At 66.9% G+C, this 25,574-nt stretch carries 27 protein-coding genes; 13 read left to right on the top strand and 14 right to left on the bottom strand.

The features are described 5' to 3' along the window. Window positions 1-120: 120 nt before the first annotated feature. From AC56LG_RS23285 to AC56LG_RS23260, 6 genes are read right to left on the bottom strand one after another with little or no spacing between them, the layout of a single operon-like run. Window positions 121-1,506, bottom strand: coding sequence for a beta-barrel domain-containing protein (locus AC56LG_RS23285; RefSeq protein ID WP_497168412.1), 1,386 nt, complete (start codon window positions 1,504-1,506; stop codon window positions 121-123). Further along, window positions 1,503-3,101: an FHA domain-containing protein gene (locus AC56LG_RS23280; RefSeq protein WP_497168411.1), complete on the bottom strand. Its 1,599-nt coding sequence runs from the start codon at window positions 3,099-3,101 to the stop codon at window positions 1,503-1,505. Before AC56LG_RS23280 ends, AC56LG_RS23285 begins: the two co-directional genes overlap by 4 nt. 12 nt (window positions 3,102-3,113) lie before the next feature. Further along, window positions 3,114-4,535 carry an efflux transporter outer membrane subunit gene (locus AC56LG_RS23275; RefSeq protein ID WP_497168410.1) on the bottom strand — a complete coding sequence of 474 codons (1,422 nt, stop codon included), beginning with the start codon at window positions 4,533-4,535 and terminating at the stop codon, window positions 3,114-3,116. Window positions 4,536-4,559: 24 nt separating this feature from the next. Continuing rightward, on the bottom strand, window positions 4,560-6,512 hold the full coding sequence (locus AC56LG_RS23270; protein ID WP_497168409.1) for an HD domain-containing phosphohydrolase: 1,953 nt from the start codon (window positions 6,510-6,512) through the stop codon (window positions 4,560-4,562). A 6-nt stretch (window positions 6,513-6,518) separates the two neighbouring features. Next, a complete protein-coding gene (locus AC56LG_RS23265; RefSeq protein ID WP_497168408.1) occupies window positions 6,519-6,947 on the bottom strand; it encodes a DUF4399 domain-containing protein in 429 nt (142 codons plus the stop codon). 42 nt (window positions 6,948-6,989) lie between these two features. Then, on the bottom strand, window positions 6,990-7,466 hold the full coding sequence (locus tag AC56LG_RS23260; protein WP_497168407.1) for a DUF4399 domain-containing protein: 477 nt from the start codon (window positions 7,464-7,466) through the stop codon (window positions 6,990-6,992). A 119-nt stretch (window positions 7,467-7,585) separates the two neighbouring features. On the opposite strand from AC56LG_RS23260, the gene AC56LG_RS23255 reads away from it, so the two are divergent. Further along, window positions 7,586-8,725, top strand: a complete 1,140-nt coding sequence (locus tag AC56LG_RS23255) for a formylglycine-generating enzyme family protein (protein ID WP_497168406.1) — start codon at window positions 7,586-7,588, stop codon at window positions 8,723-8,725. A 10-nt stretch (window positions 8,726-8,735) separates the two neighbouring features. Here AC56LG_RS23255 and AC56LG_RS23250 read toward each other — a convergent pair whose 3' ends face one another. Continuing rightward, window positions 8,736-10,817, bottom strand: a complete 2,082-nt coding sequence (locus tag AC56LG_RS23250; protein WP_497168405.1) for a serine/threonine-protein kinase — start codon at window positions 10,815-10,817, stop codon at window positions 8,736-8,738. Between the two features lie 338 nt (window positions 10,818-11,155). Here AC56LG_RS23250 and AC56LG_RS23245 point away from each other — a divergent pair, with 338 nt between their 5' ends. The 11 genes from AC56LG_RS23245 to AC56LG_RS23195 all read left to right on the top strand — a co-directional run bounded on the left by AC56LG_RS23245 (window position 11,156) and on the right by AC56LG_RS23195 (window position 15,667). Then, window positions 11,156-11,431 carry a hypothetical protein gene (locus AC56LG_RS23245; RefSeq protein WP_497168404.1) on the top strand — a complete coding sequence of 92 codons (276 nt, stop codon included), beginning with the start codon at window positions 11,156-11,158 and terminating at the stop codon, window positions 11,429-11,431. A 51-nt stretch (window positions 11,432-11,482) separates the two neighbouring features. Continuing rightward, window positions 11,483-11,782 carry a hypothetical protein gene (locus AC56LG_RS23240; protein WP_497168403.1) on the top strand — a complete coding sequence of 100 codons (300 nt, stop codon included), beginning with the start codon at window positions 11,483-11,485 and terminating at the stop codon, window positions 11,780-11,782. 17 nt (window positions 11,783-11,799) lie between these two features. Beyond that, on the top strand, window positions 11,800-12,051 hold the full coding sequence (locus tag AC56LG_RS23235; protein ID WP_497168402.1) for a hypothetical protein: 252 nt from the start codon (window positions 11,800-11,802) through the stop codon (window positions 12,049-12,051). Window positions 12,052-12,128: 77 nt separating this feature from the next. Further along, the gene (locus AC56LG_RS23230) at window positions 12,129-12,332 is read left to right on the top strand and encodes a hypothetical protein (protein WP_497168401.1); all 204 of its coding nucleotides are present in this window, start codon (window positions 12,129-12,131) and stop codon (window positions 12,330-12,332) included. Window positions 12,333-12,578: 246 nt separating this feature from the next. After that, complete coding sequence (locus AC56LG_RS23225; RefSeq protein WP_497168400.1) at window positions 12,579-12,770, top strand: hypothetical protein; 192 nt, start codon at window positions 12,579-12,581, stop codon at window positions 12,768-12,770. A gap of 464 nt (window positions 12,771-13,234) precedes the next feature. After that, complete coding sequence (locus tag AC56LG_RS23220) at window positions 13,235-13,510, top strand: hypothetical protein (RefSeq protein ID WP_497168399.1); 276 nt, start codon at window positions 13,235-13,237, stop codon at window positions 13,508-13,510. A gap of 51 nt (window positions 13,511-13,561) precedes the next feature. Further along, window positions 13,562-13,837, top strand: coding sequence for a hypothetical protein (locus AC56LG_RS23215; protein WP_497168398.1), 276 nt, complete (start codon window positions 13,562-13,564; stop codon window positions 13,835-13,837). Window positions 13,838-13,910: 73 nt separating this feature from the next. Beyond that, entirely contained in the window at window positions 13,911-14,159 is a 249-nt protein-coding gene (locus tag AC56LG_RS23210; RefSeq protein ID WP_497168397.1) for a hypothetical protein, read from the top strand. 47 nt (window positions 14,160-14,206) lie between these two features. Next, window positions 14,207-14,485 (top strand): hypothetical protein, encoded by a 279-nt coding sequence (locus AC56LG_RS23205; protein WP_497168396.1) that lies wholly within the window; start codon window positions 14,207-14,209, stop codon window positions 14,483-14,485. A 100-nt stretch (window positions 14,486-14,585) separates the two neighbouring features. Beyond that, complete coding sequence (locus tag AC56LG_RS23200) at window positions 14,586-14,870, top strand: hypothetical protein (RefSeq protein ID WP_497168395.1); 285 nt, start codon at window positions 14,586-14,588, stop codon at window positions 14,868-14,870. A gap of 38 nt (window positions 14,871-14,908) precedes the next feature. Beyond that, the gene (locus AC56LG_RS23195; protein WP_497168394.1) at window positions 14,909-15,667 is read left to right on the top strand and encodes a PP2C family protein-serine/threonine phosphatase; all 759 of its coding nucleotides are present in this window, start codon (window positions 14,909-14,911) and stop codon (window positions 15,665-15,667) included. A 358-nt stretch (window positions 15,668-16,025) separates the two neighbouring features. On the opposite strand, the gene AC56LG_RS23190 is transcribed toward AC56LG_RS23195, so the two are convergent. From AC56LG_RS23190 to AC56LG_RS23170, 5 genes are all read right to left on the bottom strand, one after another. Further along, window positions 16,026-17,306 carry a sigma-54 interaction domain-containing protein gene (locus tag AC56LG_RS23190; protein WP_497168393.1) on the bottom strand — a complete coding sequence of 427 codons (1,281 nt, stop codon included), beginning with the start codon at window positions 17,304-17,306 and terminating at the stop codon, window positions 16,026-16,028. Then, window positions 17,303-20,365, bottom strand: coding sequence for a peptidase domain-containing ABC transporter (locus tag AC56LG_RS23185; protein ID WP_497168392.1), 3,063 nt, complete (start codon window positions 20,363-20,365; stop codon window positions 17,303-17,305). Before AC56LG_RS23185 ends, AC56LG_RS23190 begins: the two co-directional genes overlap by 4 nt. A gap of 49 nt (window positions 20,366-20,414) precedes the next feature. Then, window positions 20,415-21,176: a peptidylprolyl isomerase gene (locus AC56LG_RS23180; protein ID WP_497168391.1), complete on the bottom strand. Its 762-nt coding sequence runs from the start codon at window positions 21,174-21,176 to the stop codon at window positions 20,415-20,417. Between the two features lie 69 nt (window positions 21,177-21,245). Further along, window positions 21,246-22,703 carry an FAD-binding oxidoreductase gene (locus AC56LG_RS23175; RefSeq protein WP_497168390.1) on the bottom strand — a complete coding sequence of 486 codons (1,458 nt, stop codon included), beginning with the start codon at window positions 22,701-22,703 and terminating at the stop codon, window positions 21,246-21,248. A 36-nt stretch (window positions 22,704-22,739) separates the two neighbouring features. Continuing rightward, window positions 22,740-23,036 (bottom strand): hypothetical protein, encoded by a 297-nt coding sequence (locus tag AC56LG_RS23170; RefSeq protein ID WP_497168389.1) that lies wholly within the window; start codon window positions 23,034-23,036, stop codon window positions 22,740-22,742. Here AC56LG_RS23170 and AC56LG_RS23165 point away from each other — a divergent pair. Next, window positions 23,011-23,448 (top strand): group III truncated hemoglobin, encoded by a 438-nt coding sequence (locus tag AC56LG_RS23165; RefSeq protein ID WP_497168388.1) that lies wholly within the window; start codon window positions 23,011-23,013, stop codon window positions 23,446-23,448. The genes AC56LG_RS23170 and AC56LG_RS23165 overlap by 26 nt on opposite strands. On the opposite strand, the gene AC56LG_RS23160 is transcribed toward AC56LG_RS23165, so the two are convergent. Next, on the bottom strand, window positions 23,378-25,048 hold the full coding sequence (locus AC56LG_RS23160) for a phytoene desaturase family protein (RefSeq protein ID WP_497168387.1): 1,671 nt from the start codon (window positions 25,046-25,048) through the stop codon (window positions 23,378-23,380). The two genes, AC56LG_RS23165 and AC56LG_RS23160, sit on opposite strands and share 71 nt — an antisense overlap. A gap of 68 nt (window positions 25,049-25,116) precedes the next feature. Further along, window positions 25,117-25,548 carry an HD domain-containing protein gene (locus AC56LG_RS23155; protein ID WP_497168386.1) on the bottom strand — a complete coding sequence of 144 codons (432 nt, stop codon included), beginning with the start codon at window positions 25,546-25,548 and terminating at the stop codon, window positions 25,117-25,119. Window positions 25,549-25,574: the final 26 nt, after the last annotated feature.

The following is a 25,574-nucleotide window of genomic DNA, read 5'->3' as shown; positions in this document are numbered from 1 at the left end:
AACAATTGACCGATACGCGAACGTGATCGCGTGGACATGTCCACCGTTCGTGCCCATGCACACCGCAACGCCGGCAGCATGGCCGCACATGCCTACCCTGGATCGGCGGCGGGCCCGCCCTCACCCGCCGATATTCCTGAACGGGTCCAGCGCCAGGTCGATCAACCTCCGCTCCCTCACCACGATCTCGGCCACCGCGGTCATCCCGTAGCGCAGCGGATAGGTGGTCTCGCCCACCGTGTACTCGGTCCGGTCGAGCGAAACGCGGCCCTCGTACACCGGCTGTCTGGTCGCCAGCGACGGCCGCGTGGATGGCGAGATGAATTGCAGGGTGCCGCGGATCAGGCCATAGCGCTGGTAGGGAAAGGCATTGAATTTCATCTGCACGGCCTGGCCCTCGCGCAGGAAGCCGCGGTCGTGTTCGGCGATCTCGATCTTCAGGATTGGTTTGGCGTTGCGCGGGGCGATGCCGCCCAGCGGCGCGTTGGCCTGGATCTTGTCGCCGGGCTGGGTCGAGGTCACTTCGGTGATCACGCCGTCGACCGGCGCGACGATGCGCAGGAAGTTTTCCTTGTCGATGTTTTCGAACTTGATGCGCGCCGCCGCGTCAGCCACCAGGCGCGCGGTCTGCACCTGCAGGCGCAGCTTGTCCTCGGCATTCGCCACCTCGCGGTTGGCCGACTCCGATTGCAGGCGCAGCTTGTCCAGTTCCTGGCCGCTGGTTTCGAGTTCCGAGCGCGCCTGGGTCGATTCCAGGCCCTGGCGCGCGGCCAGTTCGGCGATGCGCGCGTCGGCCACGCGCACGGCGTTTTCCGCCGCCAAGAAGGCGTTCTTCTTGCTCTCGACCTGCAGCTGCGAGACCCCGCCGCCGCCCGGCAGCGCGAACAGGCGCGCGAACTTGTCGGCTTCCAGCCGGGCCGCGTCGCGCGCGCGGCGCGCGTCTTCCAGGTTGGTGCGCGCTTCCTGCTGCTGGGCGCCCTGGCCCTGCGCCAGGCGGCTGGTGCCCTCGGCCAGGCGGCGCCGGTGCTGGCGCTCCTCGATCTCGGTCGCTTCGCGCAGCGCGGCGGCGTTCCGCTCCAGCAGCGCTTTCTTTTCGGGGAACTCCTTCCACTCGCGCTCGGCGTCCTCGAGTTTCAAGCGTGCTTCCAGCGCATTGCGCGCCGCTTCGATGGCGCCTCTAGCGTAGATGCGCGCCACCACGTCGCCCGCCTTGACCGGCTGGCCGGCGGCGATATAGATGTTGCTCAGTTCACCGTCGATGGGCGCGTACAGGCGCCGCACCTCGGACGCCGGCGCCAGCGTGCCGTTGGCCGTCACCAGCACGTCGGCATGGCCGAAGAAGGACCAGACCAGCGCGGCCAGCACCAGCGCCACCATCGCATACACCAGTGCGCGCGTGTAGCGCCAGGGGTTGGCGGTCAGGATCGAGATCCCTTCCGCGCTGTGCTCTTCCAGCGCCTCGGCCAGCGGCGTCAGGCCTTGCGGCTTGATCCAGTCGCGTTTCATCGCTCACTCCCTGCTGCAGGTTCCTCATCGTTCGGTTGCGCCGGCTGGCTGCGCGCCAGCGCCAGAGCGCGCACGTTGCTGAGCGCGTCGGCGTAGGCGTCGCGGTAGGCCGGCACGTGGGCCGCCATGGTTTCAAAAGCGCGCTGATACGCCTCGTTGCGCGCTTCCCAGCCATCGAGGAATTGCGCGATGCGCGCGCCATCCTGCGCATCGCGGCTCGGCGCCTGCGCCCCGCCGCGGCCCGCCACGAAGGCTTGCAGGGCGACGATCCAGTCGAGCTGGTCGAGCAAGGGGCCGAGCTCGGGATTGCTGCGCGCACGACCGCGCATGGCCGCCACCTGGCGCGCCGCGGCGTCGAACTGCCCTGCCTTCAGCGCCGCCATCCAGGCCGGCAGGTTCGCCTTCAACAGCGCCTCGGTGGCCAGCGCGCGCAGCCGGCCGTCGCCCGGATCGGCCGCCAATGCATCGCTTGCCCGTGCCGCCGCCTGCGCATAGGCGCGCTCGGCCAGTAGGCCCTCGACTTCGCGCGCGGCGCCGCCGATGCCCAGCGCCGCCCATACCAGTACCGCGGCTGCCGCCAGCGCGCCCAGGCCAACCAGGCGCAGGCGGCGCAGGTCGAGCGGCCCCTTGCCGCCGAGTGCGGCGTGCAGGCCGGCCAGCATGACGGCGGCCTTGCCCTGTGCAGGCCGGCCGACGGCATCCGGCGACTCCGCCGGCGGCGCGTCGGCCTTCGGCGTATCCTCGGCAAGCGGCGCGGCGTCGACACAAAAGATGTCGAGAAAGGAGTCGGCCGCGGCGACAAAGGTGGTGCGGTCGGCATCCAGTACCGGCTGGGCGAAGACCCCGATGCGCGTGAGCGTCGGGTCGCGCGCGCTCGCATCCCAGGCCAGCGCGATGCGGTAGACGAAATGGCGTCCGCCAAAGGCGAGCACGTCGCCCTCGTGCAGTGCGGGCGCATGTTCGTCGAGGCGCACGCCGTTGACAAAGGTGCCGTTGGTGCTGCCCAGGTCTTCGATGTGGGGCTGGCCGCCGCGCAGGAAAATATGCGCGTGGCGACGCGACAGGTAGTTCACCTGGGCCGGGTCGACGTCCTTGTAGCGCGCAAAGGTGTCGTCGGCCTTGCTGACCATGAAGGGGAATTCGGTGACGACGATCGGCTGCAGGCTGGCGGCCGGGTCTTCAGGAGTGAGCGTCAGGCTGGCTAGCCGCGCCGAGGCCTCGGACACGCGCGCGGCGGAGTCGAACTGCACGCGAAAGCTCAGCGTCTTGCCCAGTCCCAGCAGGTCACCATCCTGCAGCGTGACGATCGCCTGGCGCACCGCCACGCCGTTGACGGTGCAGCCGTTCTTGCTGCCCAACTCGGCGAAATAGACGGCGCCGTGTTCGCAGAAAATGCGCGCATGGCGGCGCGACAGGTCGGCGGCCAGCATCGCCGGGTAGGCGTCGAACGGCGCTTCGGTGCGGCCGATGGCAAACAGCGACTCCTGGATCTGGATCGGCGCCAGCTCGGGATGCGCCACCGGGACCAGCACGATTTTGAAGCGCCCGGCCGGCGCCGCGCGTGCGGCGGCCGGCATCGCGTCCGACGCCGTCATGGCGCGCTCCGTTCAACGTATGGCGGACGCATTACGGACATCCACCGGCGGCCAGCCCCCGCCCAGCGCCTTGTACAGCGTCACCGTATCGGACAGGATCTGCTGGTGGTTCGCCAGCAGCGCCAGCTGCGCGGCCAGCAGCGTGCGCTCGGACTCGAACACTTCCAGTTGCGACACCATCCCTTCCTTCATCTGCGCCTGCACCTGGGCCGCGACCACGCCGAGGCGCTCGGACTGTTGCTGCAGTTCGACGCGCTGGCGGCGGTGGGCGTCGAGATTGACCAGTGCGTTCTCGACTTCCTCGAAGGCGGACATGACCACGCGCCGGTATTCGTTCTCGGCGACCTCGGTGCGCGCCTCGCTGGTTTTCAGGCGCGCCTTGACGCTGGGGTCGAAGATCGGGAAGTTAATGCTGGGCAGGAGGCCGAAGGTGAACGATTTTAATAGCGACCCGAGCGCGAAACTCGACGAGCCGCCGCGCCCGGTCAGGCTGATCGAAGGCAGCTGCGCCAGCTTGGCCTGCCCGACCAGGTCGTAGGCCACCAGCACCCGGTACTCGGCGGCGACCACGTCCGGCCGGCGCTTGAGCAGTTGCGAGGGCAAGCCCTCGGGCACGGTCGGCAACTGCACCCGCCCCTGCAGCGCGCCCGGCGGCACCGTGAATTCGCCGGCCGGGGTGCCGAGCAGGGTCGCCAGCGCATTGCCGGCCAACGCGCGCAGGCGTCCCAGCTCGATCAGGTCGCGGCTCAACTGGTTGATCTCGGCGCGCTGCTGCAGCACGCGCGTCTGCGGCAGCAGGCCCTGCTCCATCATCGCCTCCAACGTGGTCAGGATCGCGCGGTTCTTTTCCAGCGTCTCCTGCTGCTGGCGCATCTGCTCGTCGAACTGCATGATCTGGAAATAGGTCGTCGAGACGTCCGACACCAGCGACAGGTAGCCGGCGCGCCAGTCGGCCTCGGTCGCGTTGAACGCCGCGGTCTGGGCCTCGACGCCCTTGGCCACGCGGCCCCAGACGTCGATCTCCCAGTTGACCTGGGTGCCGAGGTTGAACTGCTTGCTGAACGGTTGCCCGGTGCTCTTTTCGAAACTGGCGCCGGCGCCGGCGTCCAGGGTCGGCAAGGCGCCGGCGCGCGCTTCGCCGATTTCCGCGCCGGCCACGCGGATGCGCGCGGCCAGCACCTTCAGGTCGAAATTGGAACCAAGCGCGCGCTCGACCAGGCCGTCCAGGTAGGGATCGCGGAACTGCTTCCACCAGTCGGGTGCGATCATTTCAGCCGGGGCCACCGGCAAGTCCTGCTGGCTCGACCAGGCCGATTTACCGGGGCTGTCGGGCGTGCGGTAGGGTTTCATGCTGACGTCGGCGCAGGCTGCCAGCAGCAGGGTCAGTGTAACGGCCAGCGTAGCCTTGCCTCTCGATTCGATATGTGAATTCATGATGCCACCTCGTCGGCCAGCCCCTCATGCGTGGGTGCGCGCCTCCCATCCCCGCGCATCGACAAACACCTTGAACAGGCGCGCATCCAGGTGGCCGGCGCGGCATTCCTCGGCGATCAGGTCGAGCGCGCGTTCGACCGGCACCGCTTCCTTGTAGGGACGGTCGCGCGCGGTCAGCGCGTCGAAAATGTCGCTGATGGTCAGGATCCGCGTCTGCAGGCTGATTTCGCTGCCCTTGAGGCCCATCGGATAGCCCGAGCCGTCGAGCTTTTCGTGGTGGCCGTGGGCGATCGCCGGCACGCCGGCCAGTTCGCGCGTCCAGGGAATCAGGATCAGGAAGGAATAGGAATCGGCCACGTGCGCCTCGATCTGGCGCCGTTCTTCGGGCGTCAGGCATCCTTTGCCGATGCTGAGCGCCGCGAATTCGTCGTCGCTCAACAGGTGGAAGCTCGTATCGTCGTGCCCGGCGCAGGCGTGGCCGCGGATCGCCTCGAGTTCATGCAGCGGATCGGTGTGCGACACCGAGGGCTCGTTGGCACGCACGATCGTGGCGTAGAAAGCATCGAGACGCGCGCCCTCTGCGCGCAGCTCGTCCTCGATGCGCTCGCAGGCATGGCGGAAGGCGCCCATGCCGAGTTCGCCCTCGAGGTGCTGCTGCGCCAGGTTGCGCCAGGCTTGCCGTTCGAGGCAGGCGCGCGCGTAGCGGAAGCGCTGCTCGAGCAGGCGCATGTCGGCATGGTGCAGCTTCTTTTCCTTGCGCAGCACGTGTTCGCGCACGCCGACCTTGCCGAAGTCGTGCAGCAGCGCCGCATAGCGGATCTCGCGCAGCTGGGCCGGCGTGAAGGCGGCGCGGCGCAGCGAGGCGTCGTCGGCGCGCTCGATGGCGATCGCCAGGCTTTCGGCGTAATCGGCGACCCGGAACGAGTGGCCCGCCGTGACCGGGTCGCGTTCCTCGATCGCCTGCACCGAGGCGCAGACGAAACCATCCAGCAGTCCCTTGATGTCGGAATACAGTTGGAAGTTCTTCAGCGCGACCGCGGTTTCGGCGCAGACGCCGCTGAGGATCTCGAGGTCGGCTTCCTGGAAGGCGTGCGGATCGGACGAGGTATCGACCTGGATCAGGCCGAGCACGTCGTCGCCCAGGATCAGCGGCACGCACATGACCGAGAGGATGGCCTGGGCCACGATCGATTCGTGCGCGGCGTAATTGCGGTCGGCCAGGGTATCGACCGAGAGGATGGCGCGCTTTTTCACCAGTACCTGCTCGACGATGGTGCGCGAAACCCGTACCTGCGCCAGGTCTTCGGCGCCGCCGCCGCGCCGGCGCGCGGCCACGGGACGCGGCGGGTCATGCTCGTTGCCGAGCATGATGAAGGCGCGCTCGGCCGGGGGGAACAGGTCGAAGATGAAGTTCATGATCTTTTCGACCAGCGTGGCCTGGTCGGTGACGGCGCCGAGCGCGATGCTGACCTGGGCCATGGCGTGCAGCCGGTGCACGGTTTTCTCGAGGTCGGTGCGGGCGGCATGCCTGGCGTCGACCACCGGCGCGAAACAGGTGGCGTCGACCGAACCGGTGATGACGGTCGGCGCATGGCCGTGCTCGGGCAGCATCAGCGAATGGAACACCAGCTGCGCCGAGGCCAGCGCCAGCGCGTCGCCGTCGCGCAGCAGGTGCCAGGCGCCAGGCGCGAGGCGCTCGCCGCCGACAAAAGTGCCGTTGCGCGAGTGCAGGTCCTCGATAAAATAATTCGCGCCGCGGCGGCGGATGCGCGCGTGGCGGCGGCTGATGGTCGCTTCGGGAATGCAGATGTATTTGTCGGAAGCGAGCGCATCCTGGCGGTCGCGCCCCAGCACTGCTTCGTCGTGCAGCGGAAACACGCCCGGCCCCGGCGTTTGCGCGTCCAGCCATTCGAGGTAGGCGCTGACCGGATCGCTGGCGTCGGACGCTGCTGCGGACAATGCGGGATGCGCTTCCATGCCGGCTCACTTGACGGTGATCGTGATTTTTTTCGAGGTCACGGGCGGCGTGTGCGGCACGTGGTTTTCGTCGCCCATCAGCAGTTGCAGCGTGTGCCTGCCGGGCGCGAGTTCGATGGTGGTTTCGGTCTCGCCGGCGCCGTAGTGCAGGTGGTTGCGGTCGTTCGGGATCGGCTGGCCGGCCGGCGGCAGTTCGGTATCGATCAGCAGGTGGTGGTGGCCGGTATTGGCAATGGCGACGCCTTTGGGCGCCACGCCCATGTGGCGCAGGCCGAACCACACGCGGAAGGGTTTGCCGGCTTCCAGTACCTGGCCGTCGTTGGGCCAGCCGATGTAGCAGTAGGCGTTCGCCGGGGCGTTGGCGGCGCCCGTCGGTGCGGCGGCAAGCAACGCGCTCAGGAAACCGGCGGCGACGATGGCGAGGAGTGTGCGCATGATTGTTCCAATGAGGTCTCCATGGATTCCATTGAGCGCAGTCTAGCGGACCGTGATCGTGATCTTTTTCGACACCACGGGTGGCTTGTGCGGCACATGGTCCTTGTCCCCCAACAGCAGTTGCAGCGTGTGGGTTCCGGGCGGTAGCTCGATGCGCGCCTCGGTTTCGCCGGCGCCGAAGTGCAGGTGGTTGCGGTCGTTCGGGATCGGTTCGGTCATCGACGGCAACCCGGTGTCGATCAGCACGTGGTGGTGGCCGGTGTTCGGTATGTCGACGCCTTTTGGCGCGACGCCCATGTTGCGCAGCCCCATGCGCAGCCAGAACTTGCCGCCCGTGATGACGGTGCCGTCGTAGGGCCAGATGAAGTAGACCTGGGGAGCGGCAGCGTTTGCAGCGGGCTTCGCGGCAGGCGCGGGCGCAGGCGTCAGAGCCGGCGCTGCCGCTTGCGGTGTCGCGGTCGCGCCGCCGGTGTGCAGGACTGCCGCTAGCAACGCGAACATGGAGGCAATGTGGCGCATGATCGAAAACTCCAGCCGAGGTCGTATGGATGTGCGCATCGAACCATCTCAATCTGTCACACTCTGACTCAGATCGCAAGTCAAATCCTGTCGAAGTCAGTACGGACGAGGAGCCGGTCATGTGGCACGAGCGCTTGGTGGTGGGTGTACTGGCTGGGCCTGCTTTTGCATGCGGCGCGCTTGCGGCCGCGCCTGCCGACCGGCCTGCGCCGGACATGCAGGCGCCGGGCATTGTTCCCCGCGCAAGCCCGGAACAGTTCGAGCTGGCGTTCTGGAATTCGATCAAGGACAGCCCGCACGCGAGCGATTACGAGGCCTACCTGAAGGCTTATCCGAAGGGGCGTTTCGCCGCGCTGGCGCAGGCGCGGATGGCGCGCCTGCGCGCACCGCCCGCCGCCACGTCACCTGCCGCCGCCACGCCACCTGCCGCCGCCACGCAGGCGCCCGCGGCAACGCAGAGTGCGCCTCCTTCGAAGCCGAAGACCGCGCCGCCGAAGCCGGTCGCCCCGGCCCCGAGGGCGCCCGTGGTCGTGGCGCGCAACGGCGGCGAAATCCGCGATTGCCAGTCCTGCCCGGCGCTGGTCGCCCTGCCCACCGGATCGTTCACGATGGGGAACAATGCGAGCGACCCCAGCGAACGGCCGGCGCACCAGGTCACGATCGGGGCGCCGTATGCGATCGGTAAATTCGAGGTCACGGTGCAGCAGTGGAATGCCTGCGTCACCGCCAACGGCTGCCCGCGGGTGCCGCTGCCGCCCAACACCAGCCCGAGCGCACCGATGCGCGACCTCAGCTGGGACGATGCGCAGCAGTACGTCAAATGGCTGGGCATGATCAGCGGCCAGCCCTACCGCCTGCCGACCGAGGCCGAATGGGAATTCGCCGCCCGCGGCGGCGCCGCGACGCCCTATTGGTGGGGCGCGCAGATGGCGCAGGGCAAAGCCAACTGCAAGGAGTGCGGCCAGCCCTGGAGCAGCGAGCGGCCGGCGAATGCGGGTTCGTTCCCGCCCAACGGCTACGGCATCCACGACACCAGCGGCAGCGTATGGGAATGGGTGGCCGACTGCTGGCACAACAATTTCAAGGACGCGCCATCCGACGCGCGCGTCTGGGACGAACCGAATTGCCGGGTGCGCGTGATCCGCGGCGGCTCCTGGCGCGAAGGCGCCGCCTACATGGTGACCTCGACACGCTTTCGCTACGACGCCAGCGTGCGCCAGCCGCAGAACGGCTTCAGGGTGGCGCGCAATATCAAATGAAGCGACCTGACTAGCGCCGCGCGCGGATGTCGACCGCCAGGAACTCGACCCCGATCGCGCCGGCGCCGCTGCGCGCACGGATCTGGCGCAAGTTGTCGGCCACGCTCGCCAGGTAGTCCGCGCTCGGCTCGGCTTCGCGGCGCAGCGTTCCGAACAGCGGCGCCGGCGTCGTCACCAGCACCACCACCAGGCCCGAACCGGACGACTTGCCGATGCGCCAGTCGCCCGGCCGGCCGACGGTCGCGCTGTGGTTCGGCGGCGCTCGGTTGTCGAGCGCCAGCGCATTCGGCAGCAGGTGGATCACGCTGGCGTCGGGCGAATAGGCGTCCACCGTCATGAATGAAGCGGCGGACGGGGTTTTGACCTCGACCATCAGCGAATCGCCCTCGCGCCTGGCCGGGACGCCGGCCCCGGCGCCGGCCAGGCGCAGCGCCGCGCCGCCGCCGGCCTGGCGGTGCGCGCTCCAGTAGGGAGCATAGGTCGCGAGCACCGGGCAGGTGGCGGGATCGACCTCGCGCACGTCGAGCTCGACCGCCGCCACGCCGGGCAGCGCCAGCAGCGGCTGCCTGACGGCGGCGGCGCCGCCCGTGCGCGACACCAGCCCCTGCACCGCCACGGTGTTGGCGTTCACCCTGCCGGCCAGCGCCGAGCAAGGAATGCGCGCGAGGACGGCGGCGACGGCCGCCGCCGTGGGCGCGGCGACAGGTGGTGCGGCGGGCGCATCCTGCACGGGAACGGGCGCCGGCTGGGTAGCGGCCTGCTGCTGGACGGGATCGGGGGCCGCAGGCGAGCGCCCCATCCAGTACCAGCCCGCCAGCACCAGCGCACCGAGCGCGGCGCCCCCGGCGCACGACGCCGCCAAGAGGGCCGGACGCGACATCAGTCCGCCGGCGCTGAAACCGGCAAGGAAGCGCGCCACCGTCGGCGTGCGCGCATCGCGCTCGAGCGCCAGCCCGCATTTGAGCGCCTGCCACTGGCTGCGCCCCAGATTCGGTGGGCGCAGCGGCTTCATGCCGGTGCCGCGCGCCTGCGCCGACGACAGGCGGTTGAACGGATGGTGGCCGGTCAGCAGCTCATACGTGATGCAGGCCAGCGCATAGATGTCGTCGCGTGGGTCGGGATCGCGCTGCTCCAGCATTTCGGGGCTGGCGTAGGCGGGCGTGAGCGCGCCCAGGCTGCCCGGGTCGAACACGGTGACGTCGACGTCGGTCTCGGTCTTGTGGAACACGCGCGCGATGCCGAAATCGATGACCTTGGCGACGCCGGCATTGGTGACGATCACGTTGCCGGGCTTGAAGTCGCAATGGACGAAGCCGCGCCCGTGCGCATACGACAGCGCATTGCCCATGCCGATCACGATCGGCAGCACCTGGGCATACGGCATGCCGTTGAAACCGGGCGCGCGCAGCACCTGGCTCAGCGGTTTGCCCTGCAGGTATTCCATGGTGAGGTAGACCATCGGCCCGTCGCGGTCGAAGTCGTAGACCGAGACGATGTTCGGGTGCGCCAGCGCCTGCGCCTTGCGCGCTTCGCGCTGCAGCGCAATGAGCGACTTCGGATGCCCGCGGAACTGCACGTTGAGCACCTTGATGGCGATATACGGATTGCGGTCGGACGCCTCGAGCTTGCGCAGGTCGAGCGCCTTGTAGACGGTGCCCATGCCGCCGAAGCCGACGCACTCTTCCAGCACGAAGCGGCCGTTCAGGGTTTCGCCGACGCCTTTCATGCGCTCGGGCTCGCCGCCTGCCTGGCTTGCCTGTGCGGCCTGGTCGGCCTGGCGCCGCGCGGGCGGGACCGATGCTGCGTTCGCGCCGGCGTTGGGGCTGGCGTGCGCGCCGGGCCGGGTCTGGACAAAGGTATCGTCGCCGCCCAGGCGCTGGCGCGCCGCGATCAGGCGCCCGATGCGCACCTGCACCTCGCGGTAGACGTCGCCCGGCAGCGGATGGCGCGCGTGCTCTTCGCTCAGCAGCTCGAGCAGGCGGCCGGGGCTCTCGGGCGCGCTTTCCAGCACCCGGTCGAGCTGTGCCAGAAACGCGGACTGCTGCAAGGCGCCGCTCTGCAACTGCTGGAGCGCATGCGCGAAACTGTCCATGGTGTGATTGTGTGAATCCCGGGCTTCTTATGAGATTAGCATGAAGCGGCCGCCGATCAAGCGTTTGCGGCATCTCAATCCGGCCGGGCAACAGCGACTGTCCGGTGCGGCCCAACACCTGGCGTCGGAGTGGTTGGTGCGGCCGTTCACCCGGCATCCCGCGCGCGCTGGCGGACCCATCGCACCCAGCCCGGCAACAATGGTATAAACCGTTTCTTTTCAAGGACTTGGCGCCGGATCGCTGGCATGCACTCGGACCTGGCACGCCTCTCGCTATATGTCCATCGAGCGCAAACCACATGCCTCGACCAACCAAACCACACTTCAGGAGAATCACCATGAAAAGCTTGATCATCACCGACCTGGCCCGCACCGAAGAACTCGATTCCGCAGCGATGGCAAGCGTGCGCGGCGGCTTCAAGATGGGTCCCGGCCATTCGCTCGGTGACGTGACCTACGCCCCTTCGTTCGACTCGTCGATCAAGGCGACCCAGAACCTGGTGCAGATGCAGGAGGTGCTGACCGCCACCGCCAACGGCTCGGCCTTCATCGACGGCGTGCACGTCAACAGCAAGGTCGACCAGGATGGCGAAAACAAGATCATCCGCCGCTGATCCGTCCAGACACGATTTACACATTCATTCTTATTCTCGAGGAGCATCACCATGAAAACCCTGACCATCAAGGACCTGGCCCGCACCGAAGCACTGGACGGCCGCGCCATGGGCGCCGTACGTGGCGGCTACAGCATGTACTCGCCGGCTTACCTGGCCGCGTACTCGCCCGGCTACAAGGCGGGCAACCTGAGCTACACGCCTTCGTTCGACTCGTCGATCGATGCAACCCAGAGCCTGCTCCAGCAGCAAAGCGTGGCGACGGCCACCGCCAACGGTTCGGCTTTCGTCGGCGGCGTGCACGTCAGCAGCGACGTGAACCAGCGCGGCGAAAACAAAGTCATCGGCTAAGCCAGGGAACCACGACCATGTCTTCCATCGCCATCTCCGACCTGGCACACAATGCCGAACTGGACACCCGCGCAATGTCGGCGGTACGAGGCGGCAGCGCCTTTGGCCAGGACGTCAACGTGAACGTGGAACTGAACCAGCAGATCGGCCAGTTCCAGCAGATCGGCATCAACGTCCTCAACAACAACGGCGTGATCGGCGCCGGCTTCAAGGGCCCGGACATCGATGTCGCCGCCGCGCTGCGGGCACAGAACAAGGTGATATTCTGACCTTGGCCCGCCTTGCAGCTTTACTCCATCCCGGAAACGGGATGGACTCCGTTAACGTTTCTTTTCCAGGAGGTTCCATGGCTACCATCGTGATCCATGATTTACCGGAAAGCAGCGAACTCGATCGGCAGGCGATGCACGCCATTGCCGGCGGTTCGCGCTTTCGTTCGGGTGGCGCCGGCGCCGCCCTCGCCCGCGTCAGCCAGCGGCGGGTGCGCCTGTTCGACCTTGCGCCGGGCAGCACCGCGGCGCCGCCGGCGTCGCATCCGCAGCAGCGCTGACGAACGCGCGCCGCACGGCAAACCGTCCAGTCCGCAGCTGGACGGTTTTTTTTCGTCCATTGCCGTTCGAGACAGGTGTTGGACCGGAAGCGACAGCTCGGCGCAGCTTGTTGGGCGCGTGCCGACGATCTTGCCGCCTTCCCCCTTGTCATTCCCTTTTCCAGGGCTGGCACGCCGCATGCTCCATCGGAGTCGTGGGCGACACGCGCTCGCATCTTTCGATACCAGCCAATCAAGGGGAACATCATGAACATGCACAAGCACATGGAAGCCATCTTCGTCGTCACGCTTGCCGTCGTCGGCGTCGGGACGTTCGCGCTCGACAGCCTGCCGGAGGCGCAGGCAGAAGCCGGCAAGTCGGCGGCGGTGACGCGCGATGCCGTGCCCGACGCGCGGGCGATCGTCGTGCGCGCGCCCACGCTGCCGCGGCGTGCTTGAGCGCGGACAGGCAGCCGCGTGCAATGCGCGGCTGCCTGTGGTTGTGAGTAGATGCGATTCCTGAGCTGGACCCTCCCCGTTTTTCTCGTTGTTCTTGCCCCATCGCGGGCGCCCTCCTATCCAATGACCTGAGGCGGTGCCGTGTGGCGCGCATCGCGTTCCGACGACGCGACGCTGCCTAACGGTGGGCATGCCCACCCTACGACCGACGTGTACGCCGCCCTCTGTTGTCGGTGCCATACAGCTGCAAAAAACTGTTGGATTTTTCCCGCCATCGCTGGCTGTCCCCGATCGCCGGGATCTTCCCGTAACTGCTGGGAATTAGGAATACAAACCGTTTATATTCAATGACTTAAGCTGCGGCACCGATCTCCACGAACTACCTGGCACGCCTCTCGCTATATGTCCATCGAGCGCAAACCAAATGCCTCGACCAACCAAACCACCACTTCAGGAGAATCACCATGAAAAGCTTGATCATCACCGACCTGGCCCGCACCGAACAACTCGATTCCGCAGCGATGGCAGCCGTGCGCGGCGGCTTCAAGATGGGTCCCGGCTACTCGCTTGGCGACGTGACCTACGCCCCTTCGTTCGACTCGTCGATCAAGGCGACCCAGAACCTGGTGCAAATGCAGGAGGTGCTGACCGCCACCGCCAACGGCTCGGCCTTCATCGACGGCGTGCACGTCGACAGCAATGTCGACCAGGACGGCGAAAACAAGATCATCCGCCGCTGATCCGTCCAGACACGATTTACACATTCATTCTTATTCTCGAGGAGCATCACCATGAAAACCCTGACCATCAAGGACCTGGCCCGTACCGAACAACTCGACAGCGGCGCCATGGCGCAAGTGCGCGGCGGCTGGAGCATGCTGGCACCGTCCTACAAACTGGGCGACGTAACCTACGCGCCGCGCCACGACTCGTCGATCGACGCCGTACAGAACCTGGTGCAGCAGCAAAGCGTGGCGACCGCCACCGCCAACGGCTCGGCCTTCGTCAAGGGCGTGCACGTCAACAGCGACGTCGACCAGCGCGGCGAGAACAAGGTTGTCGGTTAATTCATCGACACATGCCGCGGTTGCGCGGCGGCCCGCCCGCCGCGCAGCACCCACTTTCATCAAGGAGAAACCCATGTCTTCCATCGTCATCCGCGACCTGGCCCGTAACGCCGCACTCGACAAGGGCGCCATGGCGCTGGTCCGCGGCGGCAACGCCTTCCCCAAAGTCAACGTCAATGTCGACGTCAACCAGCAGATCGCCCAGTTCCAGCAAATCGGCATCAACGTCCTCAACAACAACGGCGTGATCGGCGCCGGCTTCAAGGGCCCGGACATTAATGTCGCCGCCGCGCTGTGGGCCGAGAACAAGGCCGTGTTCTGACGGCGTCGTCATCCATACATTCGAATCATTCATTTCAGGAGAATCACATGCACACCTTGACCATCACCGACCTGGCCCGCAGCGAACAGCTCGACCGTCCGACCATGGCCGCCGTGCGCGGCGGCTGGAAAATGGGGTCGCCCGGCTATGCGTTCGGCGACGTGAAGCTGGGCGGCACCTTCGACGCGTCGATCGACGCCGCCCAGAGCCTGGTGCAGATGCAGGAAGTCGTGACCGCCACCGCCAACGGCTCGGCCTTCGTCGACGGCGTGCGCGTCGACAGCAAGGTCGACCAGCATGGCGACAACACGATCGTGCGGCGCTGACCTGCCAAGTGCGCAAACTTGATCTACACTGGAGAGAGGAGCCCCTGTCTCTCCAGTGCGGATCTTCCCCTCGTTTTTTTCCTGACTACGGAGACGCATCATGGCCAGCATTACCATCGGCGACCTGCCGACCAGCGCCGTGCTCGACCGCAAGGCGATGTCCGCGATCCGCGGCGCCGGCGCGCCCTGGGTATTCGGCTGGATCCGGCCTTTCGTCGCCGCTTCGCCCAGCCAGGTCCCGGTCATTAATTTTTACCAGATCAATAATTTCGCCGACCAGCTGATCAACCAGTTCCAGACGGTCTCGGTGAACAATGCCGGCAACGGCGCAACGCTGAATGTGGTCGTGGACGAGAGCAGCGTGAACAATGCGCTGCTGCGCTAGCAGCAAGGAGTCGAGCAGCAACCAGCCCGGACGATGCGATGGACTTCGACAGTCAATTGCTTTGGACTTCCGTTGGGCGCACCGACGTCGGCCTGGTGCGCAAGCGCAACGAGGATGCGCACCTGGTGCATCCGCGCTACGACCTGTGGGCGGTGGCCGACGGCATGGGCGGCCATGCCTTCGGCGACTTCGCCAGCAGCGCCGTGGTCGACGCGCTCGCCGCCCTGCCGGCGCCGGCCAACCTGGCCGATTTCATCGCGCTGGCACGCGACCGGCTCGAGCGCGTGAACGAAGCGCTGCGCCTGGAAGCGCGCACGCGCCTGGTGCCCGTGATCGGCAGTACCGTCGTTGCCCTGTACGCCTGCGGGGGCGAGGCCGCCTGCCTGTGGGCCGGCGACAGCCGCATCTACCTGTTCCGCCAGGGCCGCCTGCAGCAACTCACGCGCGACCACAGCCAGCTCGAAGCCCTGAAGGAGAGCGGCGCCGACCTGACCGTCACAGCGGCCAGCCCCAACATGATCACACGCGCGGTCGGCGCCGCGGACAGCATCGAGTTCGACGTGACGACCCTCCCCGTGCGCGACGGCGACGTGTTCCTCCTCTGCAGCGACGGTCTCAGCACCCCGGTCGACGAAGCGGCGATCGCCGCCACGCTCGCGCCGGGCGACTGCGCGCGGGCCGCGAGCGAACTGATCGCGCTGGCGCTGGCGAATGGCGGGCGCGACAATATCACGGTAGTGGTGGCGCGGGCGGACGACCAGTCGGGCGACAAGACGGTGGTGAATCCAGCGCTGTGAGGTGGCCAGGCGAATGTTGGCTCGTCGCTCTCACTCGTCGCTCTCACTCGTCGCTCTCGCTCGTCGCTCTCGTTAACCGCCGCGTACCGTAGGGTGGACTCCTGAGTCCACGCGTTACGTGCACATCCTTTCGTCGGCCCGGCTGAATCTCCACGAGCACAGTATCCGACTACGATATCTCTGTTGCTTGTCACCATGGTTTCGTACCACGCACGATCACCGCTGCGTCGGTATGAGGCGCACGTAACGCGTGGACTCAGGAGTCCACCCTACGTTACTCATGTTCATCGTCACCTATACAAGAGACGTCCGTAACGCGTGGGCATGCCCACCCTACGGTGTATCTGACATTACTTGGTCAGTGCTCCTTGCGAAAGTCTTTTGAGTGCAAGCCGTGCTTCTTGAGCAGGATCTGCAGATGCGATCGGTTCATGTCCCAGCGCCGCGCCAGCTCGGCCACGGTCCCCCCGACTTCCTGCAGGCCGCGTTCCAGGCAGCTGCGTTCGGCTTCGTCGCTGGCAACCCGCTTTGCCTCGGCCATGGAAATGCCCGCCGCTGCATCGGGCGCTGCGATCGCCCCGGGCGCCGCCGGCCGGATATCTTCCGGCAGGTGCGCCAGGTCCGCCGTGTCGCCGGCCAGGCAGGAGATGCGGTACATGATGTTGCGCAGTTCGCGGATGTTGCCCGGGTAGGCGTACCCGAGCAGGAAGGTGCGCAGGCGCGGCGTTAGCGCGACCGGGCGCCGTTTCAGGGCTTCGGCCGATTCGTCGCCGTACCAGGCGATCAGGAGCGGGATCTCGTCGCGCCGCTCGCGCAGCGGCGGCAGCGTCACGTGGATCACGCTGAGGCGGTAGAACAGGTCTTCGCGAAAGGTGCCCGTCTCGATCAGCTTGCGCAGGTTCTTGTTGGTGGCGGCGACGATGCGCGCATCGACCGAGATCGTTTCGTCGGAGCCGACGCGCTGGATTTCGTGCGACTGCAGCACGCGCAGCAATTTCACTTGTCCGATCAGCGGGAGCTCGCCGATCTCGTCGAGGAAGATTGTCCCCTTGTGCGCGCTTTCGAACTTGCCCTTGCGGTCCTTGTCCGCGCCGGTGAAGGCGCCGCGCTTGTGGCCGAACAGTTCCGATTCGAGCAGGTTGTCGGGAATCGCGCCGCAGTTGACCGAGATGTAGGGCTTGTCGGCGCGCGTGCCGTTGGCGTGGATGACCTTGGCCATCAACTCCTTGCCGGTGCCGCTCTCGCCGTCGACCAGCACCGGCAAATCGGTCGGCGCCGCCTTTTCCGCGATTTCGAGGGCGTCGAGCAGCTTCGGGTTGTCGCCGAAGGTGCCCTCGAACACGAAGCTGCGCGCCAGCAGCGCCTGGCGCCGTTCCCCCGTCGAGAGGTCGACCGGCGCCGGTTCGGCGGCCGTCTCCGTGCGTCGTTCCGCGCCGATGGCTTGCACGAAGCGCTCCTTGTGCGACAGCCCCATCACTTCGTCGCGCAGCGCATTCGCCTGGCGCAGCAGCTTGTCGATGTCCGGCCGCTCGATGCGCGTCGCCCAGCGCAAGGTCGAGCGCATGATCTCGATCTTTTCCAGCAGTACCGCGTACGACATCGCGGAACCGCGCTCGCCGCCAGGATTGTAGAGCTTCATGTTGAACCCAGCTGTTTCTGCACCAGTTCGTAATACATGCCGCGCCGCGCCAGCAATTCCTCGTGGCGCCCCTGCTCGACGATCTTGCCCTCGTACAGCACGACGATCTTATCGGCGCGCATGATCGTGCTCAGGCGGTGCGCGATGATCACGGCGGTGCGCCCGGCCAGGATCGCCTCCATGTTGGTCATGATGTTGCTCTCGGACTGGGTGTCGAGCGCGGACGTCGCCTCGTCGAACACCAGCAGGCGCGGATCGTGGTAGAGCGCGCGCGCGATGCACAGGCGCTGCACCTGGCCGCCGGACAGCCCGACGCCGCGCTCGCCCACCACCTGCTCGTACCCGAGCGGCATCTTGGAGATAAAGGCGTGGGCATCGGCCATTTTTGCGACTTCCTCGATGCGGCGCCGGTCCGGGCTGTCGTCGCCGCTGGCGATGTTCTCGGCGATCGTCCCGGAAAACAGCAGGTTGCTCTGCATGACATAGCCGACCTGGGCGCGATAGTAATCCTTGTCGATCGTGCCCATCTCGTAGCCGTCGACGATGATCTTGCCCTCAACCGGCGGATAGAAACCCACCAGCAGCTTGGCCAGCGTGGTCTTGCCCGAGCCGCTGCGCCCGACGATCGCCACCAGTTCGCCCGGCTTGATGTCGATGCTGACGTCTTCCAGCACCCAGGGCGTGTCTTCGCCGCCGTAGCGGAAGTACATGCGCTCGAGCTTCAGCTCGCCCTGCAGGTCGGGCAGCACCACGCGCGCGGCCAGGTCGCCCGGCTTTTGCTCGGGCTCGATGTCGAGCACGTCGCCGAGGCGTTCCATGGCGACGGTGGCGTCGGCCATGCGGCTCCACAGGCCGACCAGGCCCATCAGCGGCCCCAGCACGCTGCCCATCAGGGCATTGAAGGCCATCAGCTGGCCGATGGTCAGTTCGCGCGCCAGCACCAGGGTGGCGCCGGCCCACAGGATCACGATGGTGGTCGCCGAGTTCAGCACCTGGCTGGCCAGGCCGACCAGGATGTTGAACTGTTGCGAGCGGTACTGCACTTCCAGCGCCTTGACGTATTTCTTTTCCCATTTCAGGCGCACCGGCCGCTCGCTGCCCATCCCTTTCACCGTCTCGATGCCGCCCAGCGCTTCCATCAGGAAGGATTGGGCATCGGTCGAGGCATTGAAGACTTCGCGTGCGTAATCCTTGATCTTCGGCGTCACCAGCACCGTGAGCGCGATGATCGGGATGACGAAGCCGATCAGCAGCAGCGTCAACTTGACGTTGTAGAGGAACAGGATGGTGAAGTAGATGAACACCATCAGCAGGTTGAGCAAGGTGGTGACGGTCGATTCGGTGAGAAACGCGCGAATGGTCTGGTTCTCGGAAAAGCGCGCCAGGATGTCGCCCGTCTTGCGCTTGGCGAAGAAGGAATACGGCAGCGACATCGTGTGCTTGAAGAATTGCGCCATCATCGAAAAATCGAGGTTGCGCACCATATAGTTCGACAGGTAGGCGCGCAGCGTCGACATCACCTGGCTGAACACGGTCGAGATCACCAGCCCCAGGATCAGCAGGTGCAGCAAGCCCAGGTTCTGGTGCACCAGAACGCCGTCGAGGATGTTCTGGATGATCATCGGCGGCACGATGCCGAGCATCTGGATGACGAAGGTCGCCAGGAACAGCTGCAGCAGGATTTTTTTATAGGGCCGCAGGTAGCTGACGAACCGCAGCCAGGGCGAGCGCGCCGCTTCCAGGTGCACCAGTTGCTGGCCCGGCGTGAACACCAGGCAGGTGCCGCTCCAGCCGCGTTCGAACTCTTCCACACTCATTTTCCTGAAACCCACCGCCGGGTCGGCCATCCACACCTGGCTGGCCGAGACGCCGTAGACGATCACGTAGTGATAACCCTCCCAGTGCACGATGAAGGGCAGCTCGAAGCCGAGCAGCGCGTCGAAGGTGCATTGCACGCCGCGCGCGCCGAAACCGAGCGCCTCGCCGGCGCGCGCCAGGCTGTCGAGCGTGGCGCCTTGGGTGGTGACGTTGGCCAGTTCGCGCAGCTTACCGAGCGTCATGTTGATGCCGTAGTGACGGCACAGCATCGCCAGGCAGGCCGCGCCGCAATCCATCTCCTCGGCCTGTTCGACCAGGGCAAAGCGCTTGATGATCTTTTCGCCGGCTTTCGGTGTCGACGCAAGGTCGAGCACGACCGGGCGCTTGCGCCGTTCGGCCAGGCGCTTCTGGCGGTGCAGTTCGCGCTCGAAAAAGCGCACCCGTTCCTCGATCACTTCGCGGAACTTCGCGTTGCGCTCGAGGATGAAGTGCGCCGACTTTTCCGGGATCACCAGCAGCACCGCTTCGCCGGCCGCGACCACGCTGGCCGGCTGTTCCTGGCGCATCAAACACGCCTTTTCGCCGAAGATCTCGCCGGGGCCGAGCGTGGCCAGCACATACTCGTCGCTGCCGTCATGCACCACCACCCGCACCTGGCCCTGGCGCACCACATACAGGCGGCGATCGTCGCGCGCGTTCTGGCGCAGGATTTCCTTGTCCGGCCCGACCCGTTTGACGCCCACGCTGCGCACGAATTCTTCGAGCTCGGGTTTATCCACCTTGCCGCGCAGGTCGAACAGGCGCGCCACCAGGCCGCCGGCCGAGCTGATCGCCACGTAGTTGTTGATGAAGTCGAGCGCCGCGCCGTTGCGCGCGACCAGCGGCTCGATCGCCGCGCGCGGAATGAGCCAGAGTTCTGTCTTCAGCGCCGCGCGCGCCGACAGCTCGTGCCGGTACGGGCGCAGCATGGCGATCTCGGCAAACACCTCGCCGCTCTTGCGCACGCCCATGCTGATTTCCTTGCCGTGCTCTTCGCCGAACACGCGCACCGAACCGGACTTGATGACGTACAGCCCGTCGGCCGCGTCGCCGGCGCTGCAGATGGTATCGCCAAAGGCATAGGCGCGCATTTCGATGGCCTCGGCCAGCCCGTCCAGCTCCTCGGGCGTGAAGACCGAGAGGATTTCGACCGAGGACAGGAATTCGGTCGAGGCGTGGCGTTGTTGCGCGGATGATTCCATGATGGCGGCTGCATTCCTTTTAGGGAAGTGCCGATCACCGAGAGCTCTCTCAGCGCGGCGGGCAGGCTTCGATGATGTGCTCTTGCGCCCGCGCCGCCAGCCATTCCTCGCGCAGCAGGCGGCGCACCTCGACCGCGGTCTCCTCATCGAGCGCGGCGGGATGCCTGGCGTTGACCATGAAAATCTCGAACAGCGCCCGGTCGCCCGATGGAAACGGTCCGAGCAGGTCGCCGGCCGCGGCATTGAAGACGCGCGCCTCGAGGTCGGGTTTCAGGGAACCGCGCAATACCTTGCCGATCACCCCGCCGTTCTCGCGCGCCTCGCCGACCGAATACTCGCTCACCATCTCGGCGAAACTGTCGGGATCGTCGTCCAGCGCCGACATCATCTCCTTGGCCTTGCCTTCCGAATCGAGCACGATATGGCTGATCTCGACGCTGTCGAAGCGCGGCGAATTGAGCTTGAAATACTGTTCGACCGCTTTCTCGCTGCAGACCTGTTCCATCATCCTTTCGTGGTACAGGCCGTCGGTGACGAACTCTTCGAATTCGTCCAGGCTGACGCCGAGCGCGTCGAGATAATGGTTCATGTCGGCGGCCCGGTGCAAGCCCTGGGCGCGGCGGAACTGGTCGGCGCGCTCCTGGATATCCGCGGGCGCGATCGGCAAGCCGGCCTTTTTCGCGGAATGCACGGCCAGCTTCTCGCGCACCAGCTGCTCGACAAGTCCCTCGAACTGTCCGGTGAGCTTCAGTGTTCGGATGAAGACATCGGTATCGATGACTTCATCGTCGATGCGCACGATCGCGGCCATACGGTCTCCTCGGCATGTGGCTCCATAAGCTTCGGACTCTCGTAAGCGCGATTTGTTCCTCCGATGACGCTAGGTCCGCTTCGTAAACCCGTCCGCGCTCCACGCCTCGCTGCCGACGCCGTGGTGTACGAAGAACAGCCCGCCAGGGTCGATCGCCTGCTTGACCCGCGCCAGGCGCGCGTAGTTGGCGCCCCAGTAGGCATCCTGCCAGCGCGCCTGGAAATAATCGCTTTCCGAGACATAGGTGCCTGCGTTGGGCGCGACCGTGCGCAAGGCGTCGATCGCACTGCCGATGCGCGCGGCCGCGCGGCGTGCGCGCTCGGCGTCCACTTGCGCGCCCGGCATGCCGGGAAAATCCGGGCCGCCGCCGCCCGCGACGATGGCCAGCGCAAAGGCATCGAGCACGGCCGGGTTCATCGCAGTGTCGCGCGTGGACTCCAGCGCCGCCGCCGGCGCACCCGCCAGGCCCTTGTTGAAGTGCAGTTCCACATCCCACTGCGCGGCGGCGGCGCAGAGCGCATCGACCAGCGCCCCTTGCCGCTGCGGCGCCAGCAGCCCGGCCGGCAGCCAGGTCGACTGGTAGGCGTGGATGAACCAGCCGGCCTGTTCGCCGTCGCCGGTCCAGAAATGGTGGTCGGGCGACGCGCCGGCCCGCCCATCCATCGTCGTCAGGCCGGGCGCGTGTTTCTGGAAGAAGCGCGGATCCCAGAAATGGCGCGCCGGGATCGCCATGACCGTCGGCTCGGCGAAACTGTACTCCGCCCGCTCGCGCACCCAGGCGAAGAACGGCGCCCACGTGGCACGTGCCTGCGCTTCGTCCAGGCCCTGGAACACCATCGACAGCTTCAGCTTCTTGCCATCGCGCAGCGAGACCGTTTCGCCCCAGTGCTCGTTGAACAGGCTGGCGCGGTAGAAGTCGACGAAGCGCGCCAGCAGCGCGCGCAAGGCCTCGTTCGAGCTGGCCGTGATCTCGCCGAACACGCCACCGAAGAAGGCCGGCAGCGCATGCGTGCGCAGCGTCAGGCGCGTGACGACGCCGAAGCTGCCGCCACCGCCGCCTTTCAAGGCCCAGAACAGGTCCGGATCGGTGCAGGCATTCGCGATGCGGATTGCGCCGTCGGCAGTAACGACTTCGGCTTCGATCAGGCCGGCAGCTGCCGTGCCGAACCCTTTCGAGAAGTTGCCGAAGCCGCCGCCCTGCACCAGCCCGGCCACCCCGACCGTGGTGCAGCCGCCGCCCTGCACGTAGCGCCCGCCGCGGGTGGTCACCTCGGCATAGGCATCGGCCCACATGGCGCCGGCGCCGACGTGCACGGCCGGCTGGGTCGATTCCTTCGGACAGCCCTGGGCGACGAAGGCGTCGACCATCGTGACCCGGTTCATCGCGCGCGTCCACACCAGCAGCGAATCGGGCGCATTCGAGGCGCCGAAGTAGCTGTGGCCGCCGCCCTTGACCACCAGGCGCAGGTTGTGGCGCCGTGCAAACCTGACGGCGGCCGCGACGTCGGCGGCATCGCGCGCAGCCACCGCATAGGTGCTGGCGCGCGAGGTCCAGGCCTCCTGCTAGCCGCTGGTCTGGGTCAGCGCCGGGTGGTCGCCGACGTAATACGGGTTCTTGAGGCCGGCCAGCGCTTCGTTACGCACGGCTTCGCTCTGACCGCGGGCGAAGGGCGAACTGAGGCCCAGCAGGCGGCCACCGGTCCGGGTGCGCAAGGCTTGCCACTGCTGCGCGCTCGGCCATGCGGGCGTGCCGGGACGGGCGCGGCTGCGGCCTGTACTCTTGGCGATCGCCGCACCCGGCAGCACGCCTTGCAGCAGCGCCGCCGACATCGTCATGCCCAACAGATCCCGTCGTTTCATCGCGTCTCCTGTTTTTGTGAGCGGCCCATCAGCGCCGAGTTTCTTTGAGGATAGCAATTTCGCAAGCCGCGGACAAAGGATTTCTGGTACCGGCCGGCATGGTCCGCCGTTGCAGTATCTGCCACAATTCGCCCGCCCCTTCCTCTACCGAACACCACCACGCCTGGAACGCATGGTCGATTTCCGGTGCTCGGTGATGCTGGCCAGCGGCGAGTTCAAGGGGAATGTCTATGGCAAGCACATGCAGATCCAGGGCGTCGAGGTCGCACACTTCCGGCGCTGGCTGGGGCGGTTCGAAACGCATGCGCGGCGCTTGTTTCAGCCGGAAGTGGCGGACGAGTTCATGGTGGTGGCGCGGCGGATTGCGGCGAGCTTGCAGTATGGGTATTTTGGGCGGGCCGAGGTGGTTTGAAGCCGCTGCGCCTGCTGAAGTCCTTTAACACCTCCCGCGCCGCATTGTGCCCGGGCGCCCCGGTCACGCCGCCACCCGGATGCGTCCCCGCGCCGCAGGTGTACAGCCCCGCCACCGGCCCGCGGTAGTCCGCATGCCCGAGCATCGGCCGCGCCGCGAACAGCTGGTCGAGCCCGAGTGCGCCGTGGAAGATGTCGCCGCCGACCAGGCCGAAGGTGCGTTCCAGGTCGAGCGGGCTCATGATCTGGCGGCCGAGCACCGAGCGCTTGAAGTTCGGTGCATGGCGGTCGACGGTATCGATCATCAGGTCGGCGACGTGTTCGCGGTGGGTATCCCAGCTCGCGCCGTCGGGCAGCCGGGGCGCGACGTGCTGGCAGAACAGGCTGGCCACGTGCTGATGCGGCGGCGCCAGCGCCGGGTCGAGCGTGGATGGAATCAGCATCTCGACGATCGGTTCGCGCGACCAGCCGAACGCGCGCGCGTCGTGGTAGGCGCGCTCCATGTACCCCAGGCTGGGCGCGATGACGATGCCGCTGCCGTGGTGCTCGGCCGCCTCCCTGCCGGGCAGGCAACTGAAACTCGGCAGCTCCGCCAGCGCCACGTTCATGCGGAAGGTGCCGGACCCGCAGCGCCAGGCCCCCATGCGGCGCCGGAAATCGTCGGGCAGCGCGGCGGGGTCGACCAGCTTCGTGTACAGCAGGCGCGGGTTCAGGTTCGAGACGACCGCGCGCGCATCGAGGCGTTCTCCCTTGGCAGTGACGACGCCGGTTGCCCGCCCCTGCGCCAGCAGCACCTCCCGCACGGCGCAACCGGTGCGGATCTCGGCGCCCAGGCCTTCGGCCGCGCGCGCCATCGCCTGCGTGATCGCGCCCATGCCGCCGACAGCGTGGCCCCAGGCGCCCTTCTTGCCGTTGACCTCGCCGAACACGTGGTGCAGCAGCACGTAGGCCGAACCGGGCGAGTACGGGCTGGCGTAGTTGCCGACGATGCTGTCGAAGCCATAGGCCGCCTTGATGGGCGCGCTCTCGAACCAGCCGTCGAGGTAGTCGCCGGCCGATTTGGTGAACAGGTCGAGCAGTTCGCGCTGGCTCGCGAGCGGCAGCTTGCGCATGCGGTTGCCCAGCTTGCCGGCCTTGATCAGCTCGGGCAGCGCGCTGAGCCAGCCGCCGTCGGTCCGGTTCGGCGGCGTCTGCAGCACCAGGTCGCGCAGCAGGTCGGCGGCGCTGTCGAGGTGGCTGGCGTAGGCGTCGAGCCGGGTGGCGTCGCGCGCCGAAAACTTCGCGACTTCGGCGGCCGTCTTGCCGGCGCCGACCTTCAGGTAGCCGCCGTCGCCCAGCGGCAAAAAATTCGACAGCGGCCGCTCGACGATGCGCAAGCCGTGCGCGGCCAGGCGCATGTCGGCGATCACCTTCGGGTTGAGTAGCGAGACCGTGTAGGCCGCGACCGAATTGCGAAAGCCTGGATGGAACTCCTCGGTCACCGCCGCGCCGCCGACGACGCCGCGCGCTTCCAGCACGGTGACTTTCAGGCCGGCGCGGGCCAGGTAAAAGGCGCACACCAGGCCGTTGTGGCCGGCGCCGATGATGACGACGTCGCGCATCCGTTTCTCCTCCGTTTGACAGGCGCATTGTGCGCCGCGCGCCGGACGGCCGCCAGCTGGCAGGACCGTCAGGTCGCCCTGGGTTCGCGCAGCCGCGCCAGCGCAGCCACGTAGCGCTGCATGCGCGCGGCGTCCTTGTCGTCGAAGGTCGTCAGCCGCGAACAATCCATGTTGTCCAGCAGGTCCAGCGTCTTCACGCGCCGCGCCAGGGGATTGGGCATGAGGCGGCCGATGAAGTCGGCGTAATGCTCTCCCTCGGCTTTGGTCAGGCAGCGCAAGGCCGCGATGACCTCGTCGCCGAAGCCCGCCTGGCGCAGGTCCGCCTCGGTCACCTCGGTGTCTTCCAGCACGTCGTGCAGGATCGCGACGATCCGTTCGTCGTCGCTCGCACAGCCGTGCATGACGCGCAGCGGATGCAGGATATACGGCCGCCCGGCCTTGTCGCGCTGGCCGGCATGCGCGCCGACGGCGACGGCGATGGCTTTTTCGAGGATGCTCATTCTTTTTCGGCTTTCTGTGCGTTCAT

Source organism: Telluria sp. ZB2R32, assembly GCF_059685715.1.
This window is presented reverse-complemented; position numbering and strand designations above follow the sequence as displayed.

Excerpts from the sequence above, each read along its gene's own strand:
- AC56LG_RS23245 (WP_497168404.1), top strand. The coding sequence starts at position 11,156 with ATGAAAAGCTTGATCATCACCGACCTGGCCCGCACCGAAGAACTCGAT.
- AC56LG_RS23195 (WP_497168394.1), top strand. The coding sequence starts at position 14,909 with ATGGACTTCGACAGTCAATTGCTTTGGACTTCCGTTGGGCGCACCGAC.
- AC56LG_RS23235 (WP_497168402.1), top strand. The coding sequence starts at position 11,800 with ATGTCTTCCATCGCCATCTCCGACCTGGCACACAATGCCGAACTGGAC.
- AC56LG_RS23185 (WP_497168392.1), bottom strand. The coding sequence starts at position 20,365 with ATGGAATCATCCGCGCAACAACGCCACGCCTCGACCGAATTCCTGTCC.
- AC56LG_RS23190 (WP_497168393.1), bottom strand. The coding sequence starts at position 17,306 with ATGAAGCTCTACAATCCTGGCGGCGAGCGCGGTTCCGCGATGTCGTAC.
- AC56LG_RS23180 (WP_497168391.1), bottom strand. The coding sequence starts at position 21,176 with ATGGCCGCGATCGTGCGCATCGACGATGAAGTCATCGATACCGATGTC.
- AC56LG_RS23255 (WP_497168406.1), top strand. The coding sequence starts at position 7,586 with ATGTGGCACGAGCGCTTGGTGGTGGGTGTACTGGCTGGGCCTGCTTTT.
- AC56LG_RS23260 (WP_497168407.1), bottom strand. The coding sequence starts at position 7,466 with ATGCGCCACATTGCCTCCATGTTCGCGTTGCTAGCGGCAGTCCTGCAC.
- AC56LG_RS23220 (WP_497168399.1), top strand. The coding sequence starts at position 13,235 with ATGAAAAGCTTGATCATCACCGACCTGGCCCGCACCGAACAACTCGAT.
- AC56LG_RS23160 (WP_497168387.1), bottom strand. The coding sequence starts at position 25,048 with ATGCGCGACGTCGTCATCATCGGCGCCGGCCACAACGGCCTGGTGTGC.
- AC56LG_RS23265 (WP_497168408.1), bottom strand. The coding sequence starts at position 6,947 with ATGCGCACACTCCTCGCCATCGTCGCCGCCGGTTTCCTGAGCGCGTTG.
- AC56LG_RS23250 (WP_497168405.1), bottom strand. The coding sequence starts at position 10,817 with ATGGACAGTTTCGCGCATGCGCTCCAGCAGTTGCAGAGCGGCGCCTTG.
- AC56LG_RS23205 (WP_497168396.1), top strand. The coding sequence starts at position 14,207 with ATGCACACCTTGACCATCACCGACCTGGCCCGCAGCGAACAGCTCGAC.
- AC56LG_RS23280 (WP_497168411.1), bottom strand. The coding sequence starts at position 3,101 with ATGACGGCGTCGGACGCGATGCCGGCCGCCGCACGCGCGGCGCCGGCC.
- AC56LG_RS23240 (WP_497168403.1), top strand. The coding sequence starts at position 11,483 with ATGAAAACCCTGACCATCAAGGACCTGGCCCGCACCGAAGCACTGGAC.
- AC56LG_RS23170 (WP_497168389.1), bottom strand. The coding sequence starts at position 23,036 with ATGAAACGACGGGATCTGTTGGGCATGACGATGTCGGCGGCGCTGCTG.
- AC56LG_RS23230 (WP_497168401.1), top strand. The coding sequence starts at position 12,129 with ATGGCTACCATCGTGATCCATGATTTACCGGAAAGCAGCGAACTCGAT.
- AC56LG_RS23225 (WP_497168400.1), top strand. The coding sequence starts at position 12,579 with ATGAACATGCACAAGCACATGGAAGCCATCTTCGTCGTCACGCTTGCC.
- AC56LG_RS23155 (WP_497168386.1), bottom strand. The coding sequence starts at position 25,548 with ATGAGCATCCTCGAAAAAGCCATCGCCGTCGCCGTCGGCGCGCATGCC.
- AC56LG_RS23165 (WP_497168388.1), top strand. The coding sequence starts at position 23,011 with ATGCCCAACAGATCCCGTCGTTTCATCGCGTCTCCTGTTTTTGTGAGC.
- AC56LG_RS23200 (WP_497168395.1), top strand. The coding sequence starts at position 14,586 with ATGGCCAGCATTACCATCGGCGACCTGCCGACCAGCGCCGTGCTCGAC.
- AC56LG_RS23210 (WP_497168397.1), top strand. The coding sequence starts at position 13,911 with ATGTCTTCCATCGTCATCCGCGACCTGGCCCGTAACGCCGCACTCGAC.
- AC56LG_RS23285 (WP_497168412.1), bottom strand. The coding sequence starts at position 1,506 with ATGAAACGCGACTGGATCAAGCCGCAAGGCCTGACGCCGCTGGCCGAG.
- AC56LG_RS23215 (WP_497168398.1), top strand. The coding sequence starts at position 13,562 with ATGAAAACCCTGACCATCAAGGACCTGGCCCGTACCGAACAACTCGAC.
- AC56LG_RS23275 (WP_497168410.1), bottom strand. The coding sequence starts at position 4,535 with ATGAATTCACATATCGAATCGAGAGGCAAGGCTACGCTGGCCGTTACA.
- AC56LG_RS23270 (WP_497168409.1), bottom strand. The coding sequence starts at position 6,512 with ATGGAAGCGCATCCCGCATTGTCCGCAGCAGCGTCCGACGCCAGCGAT.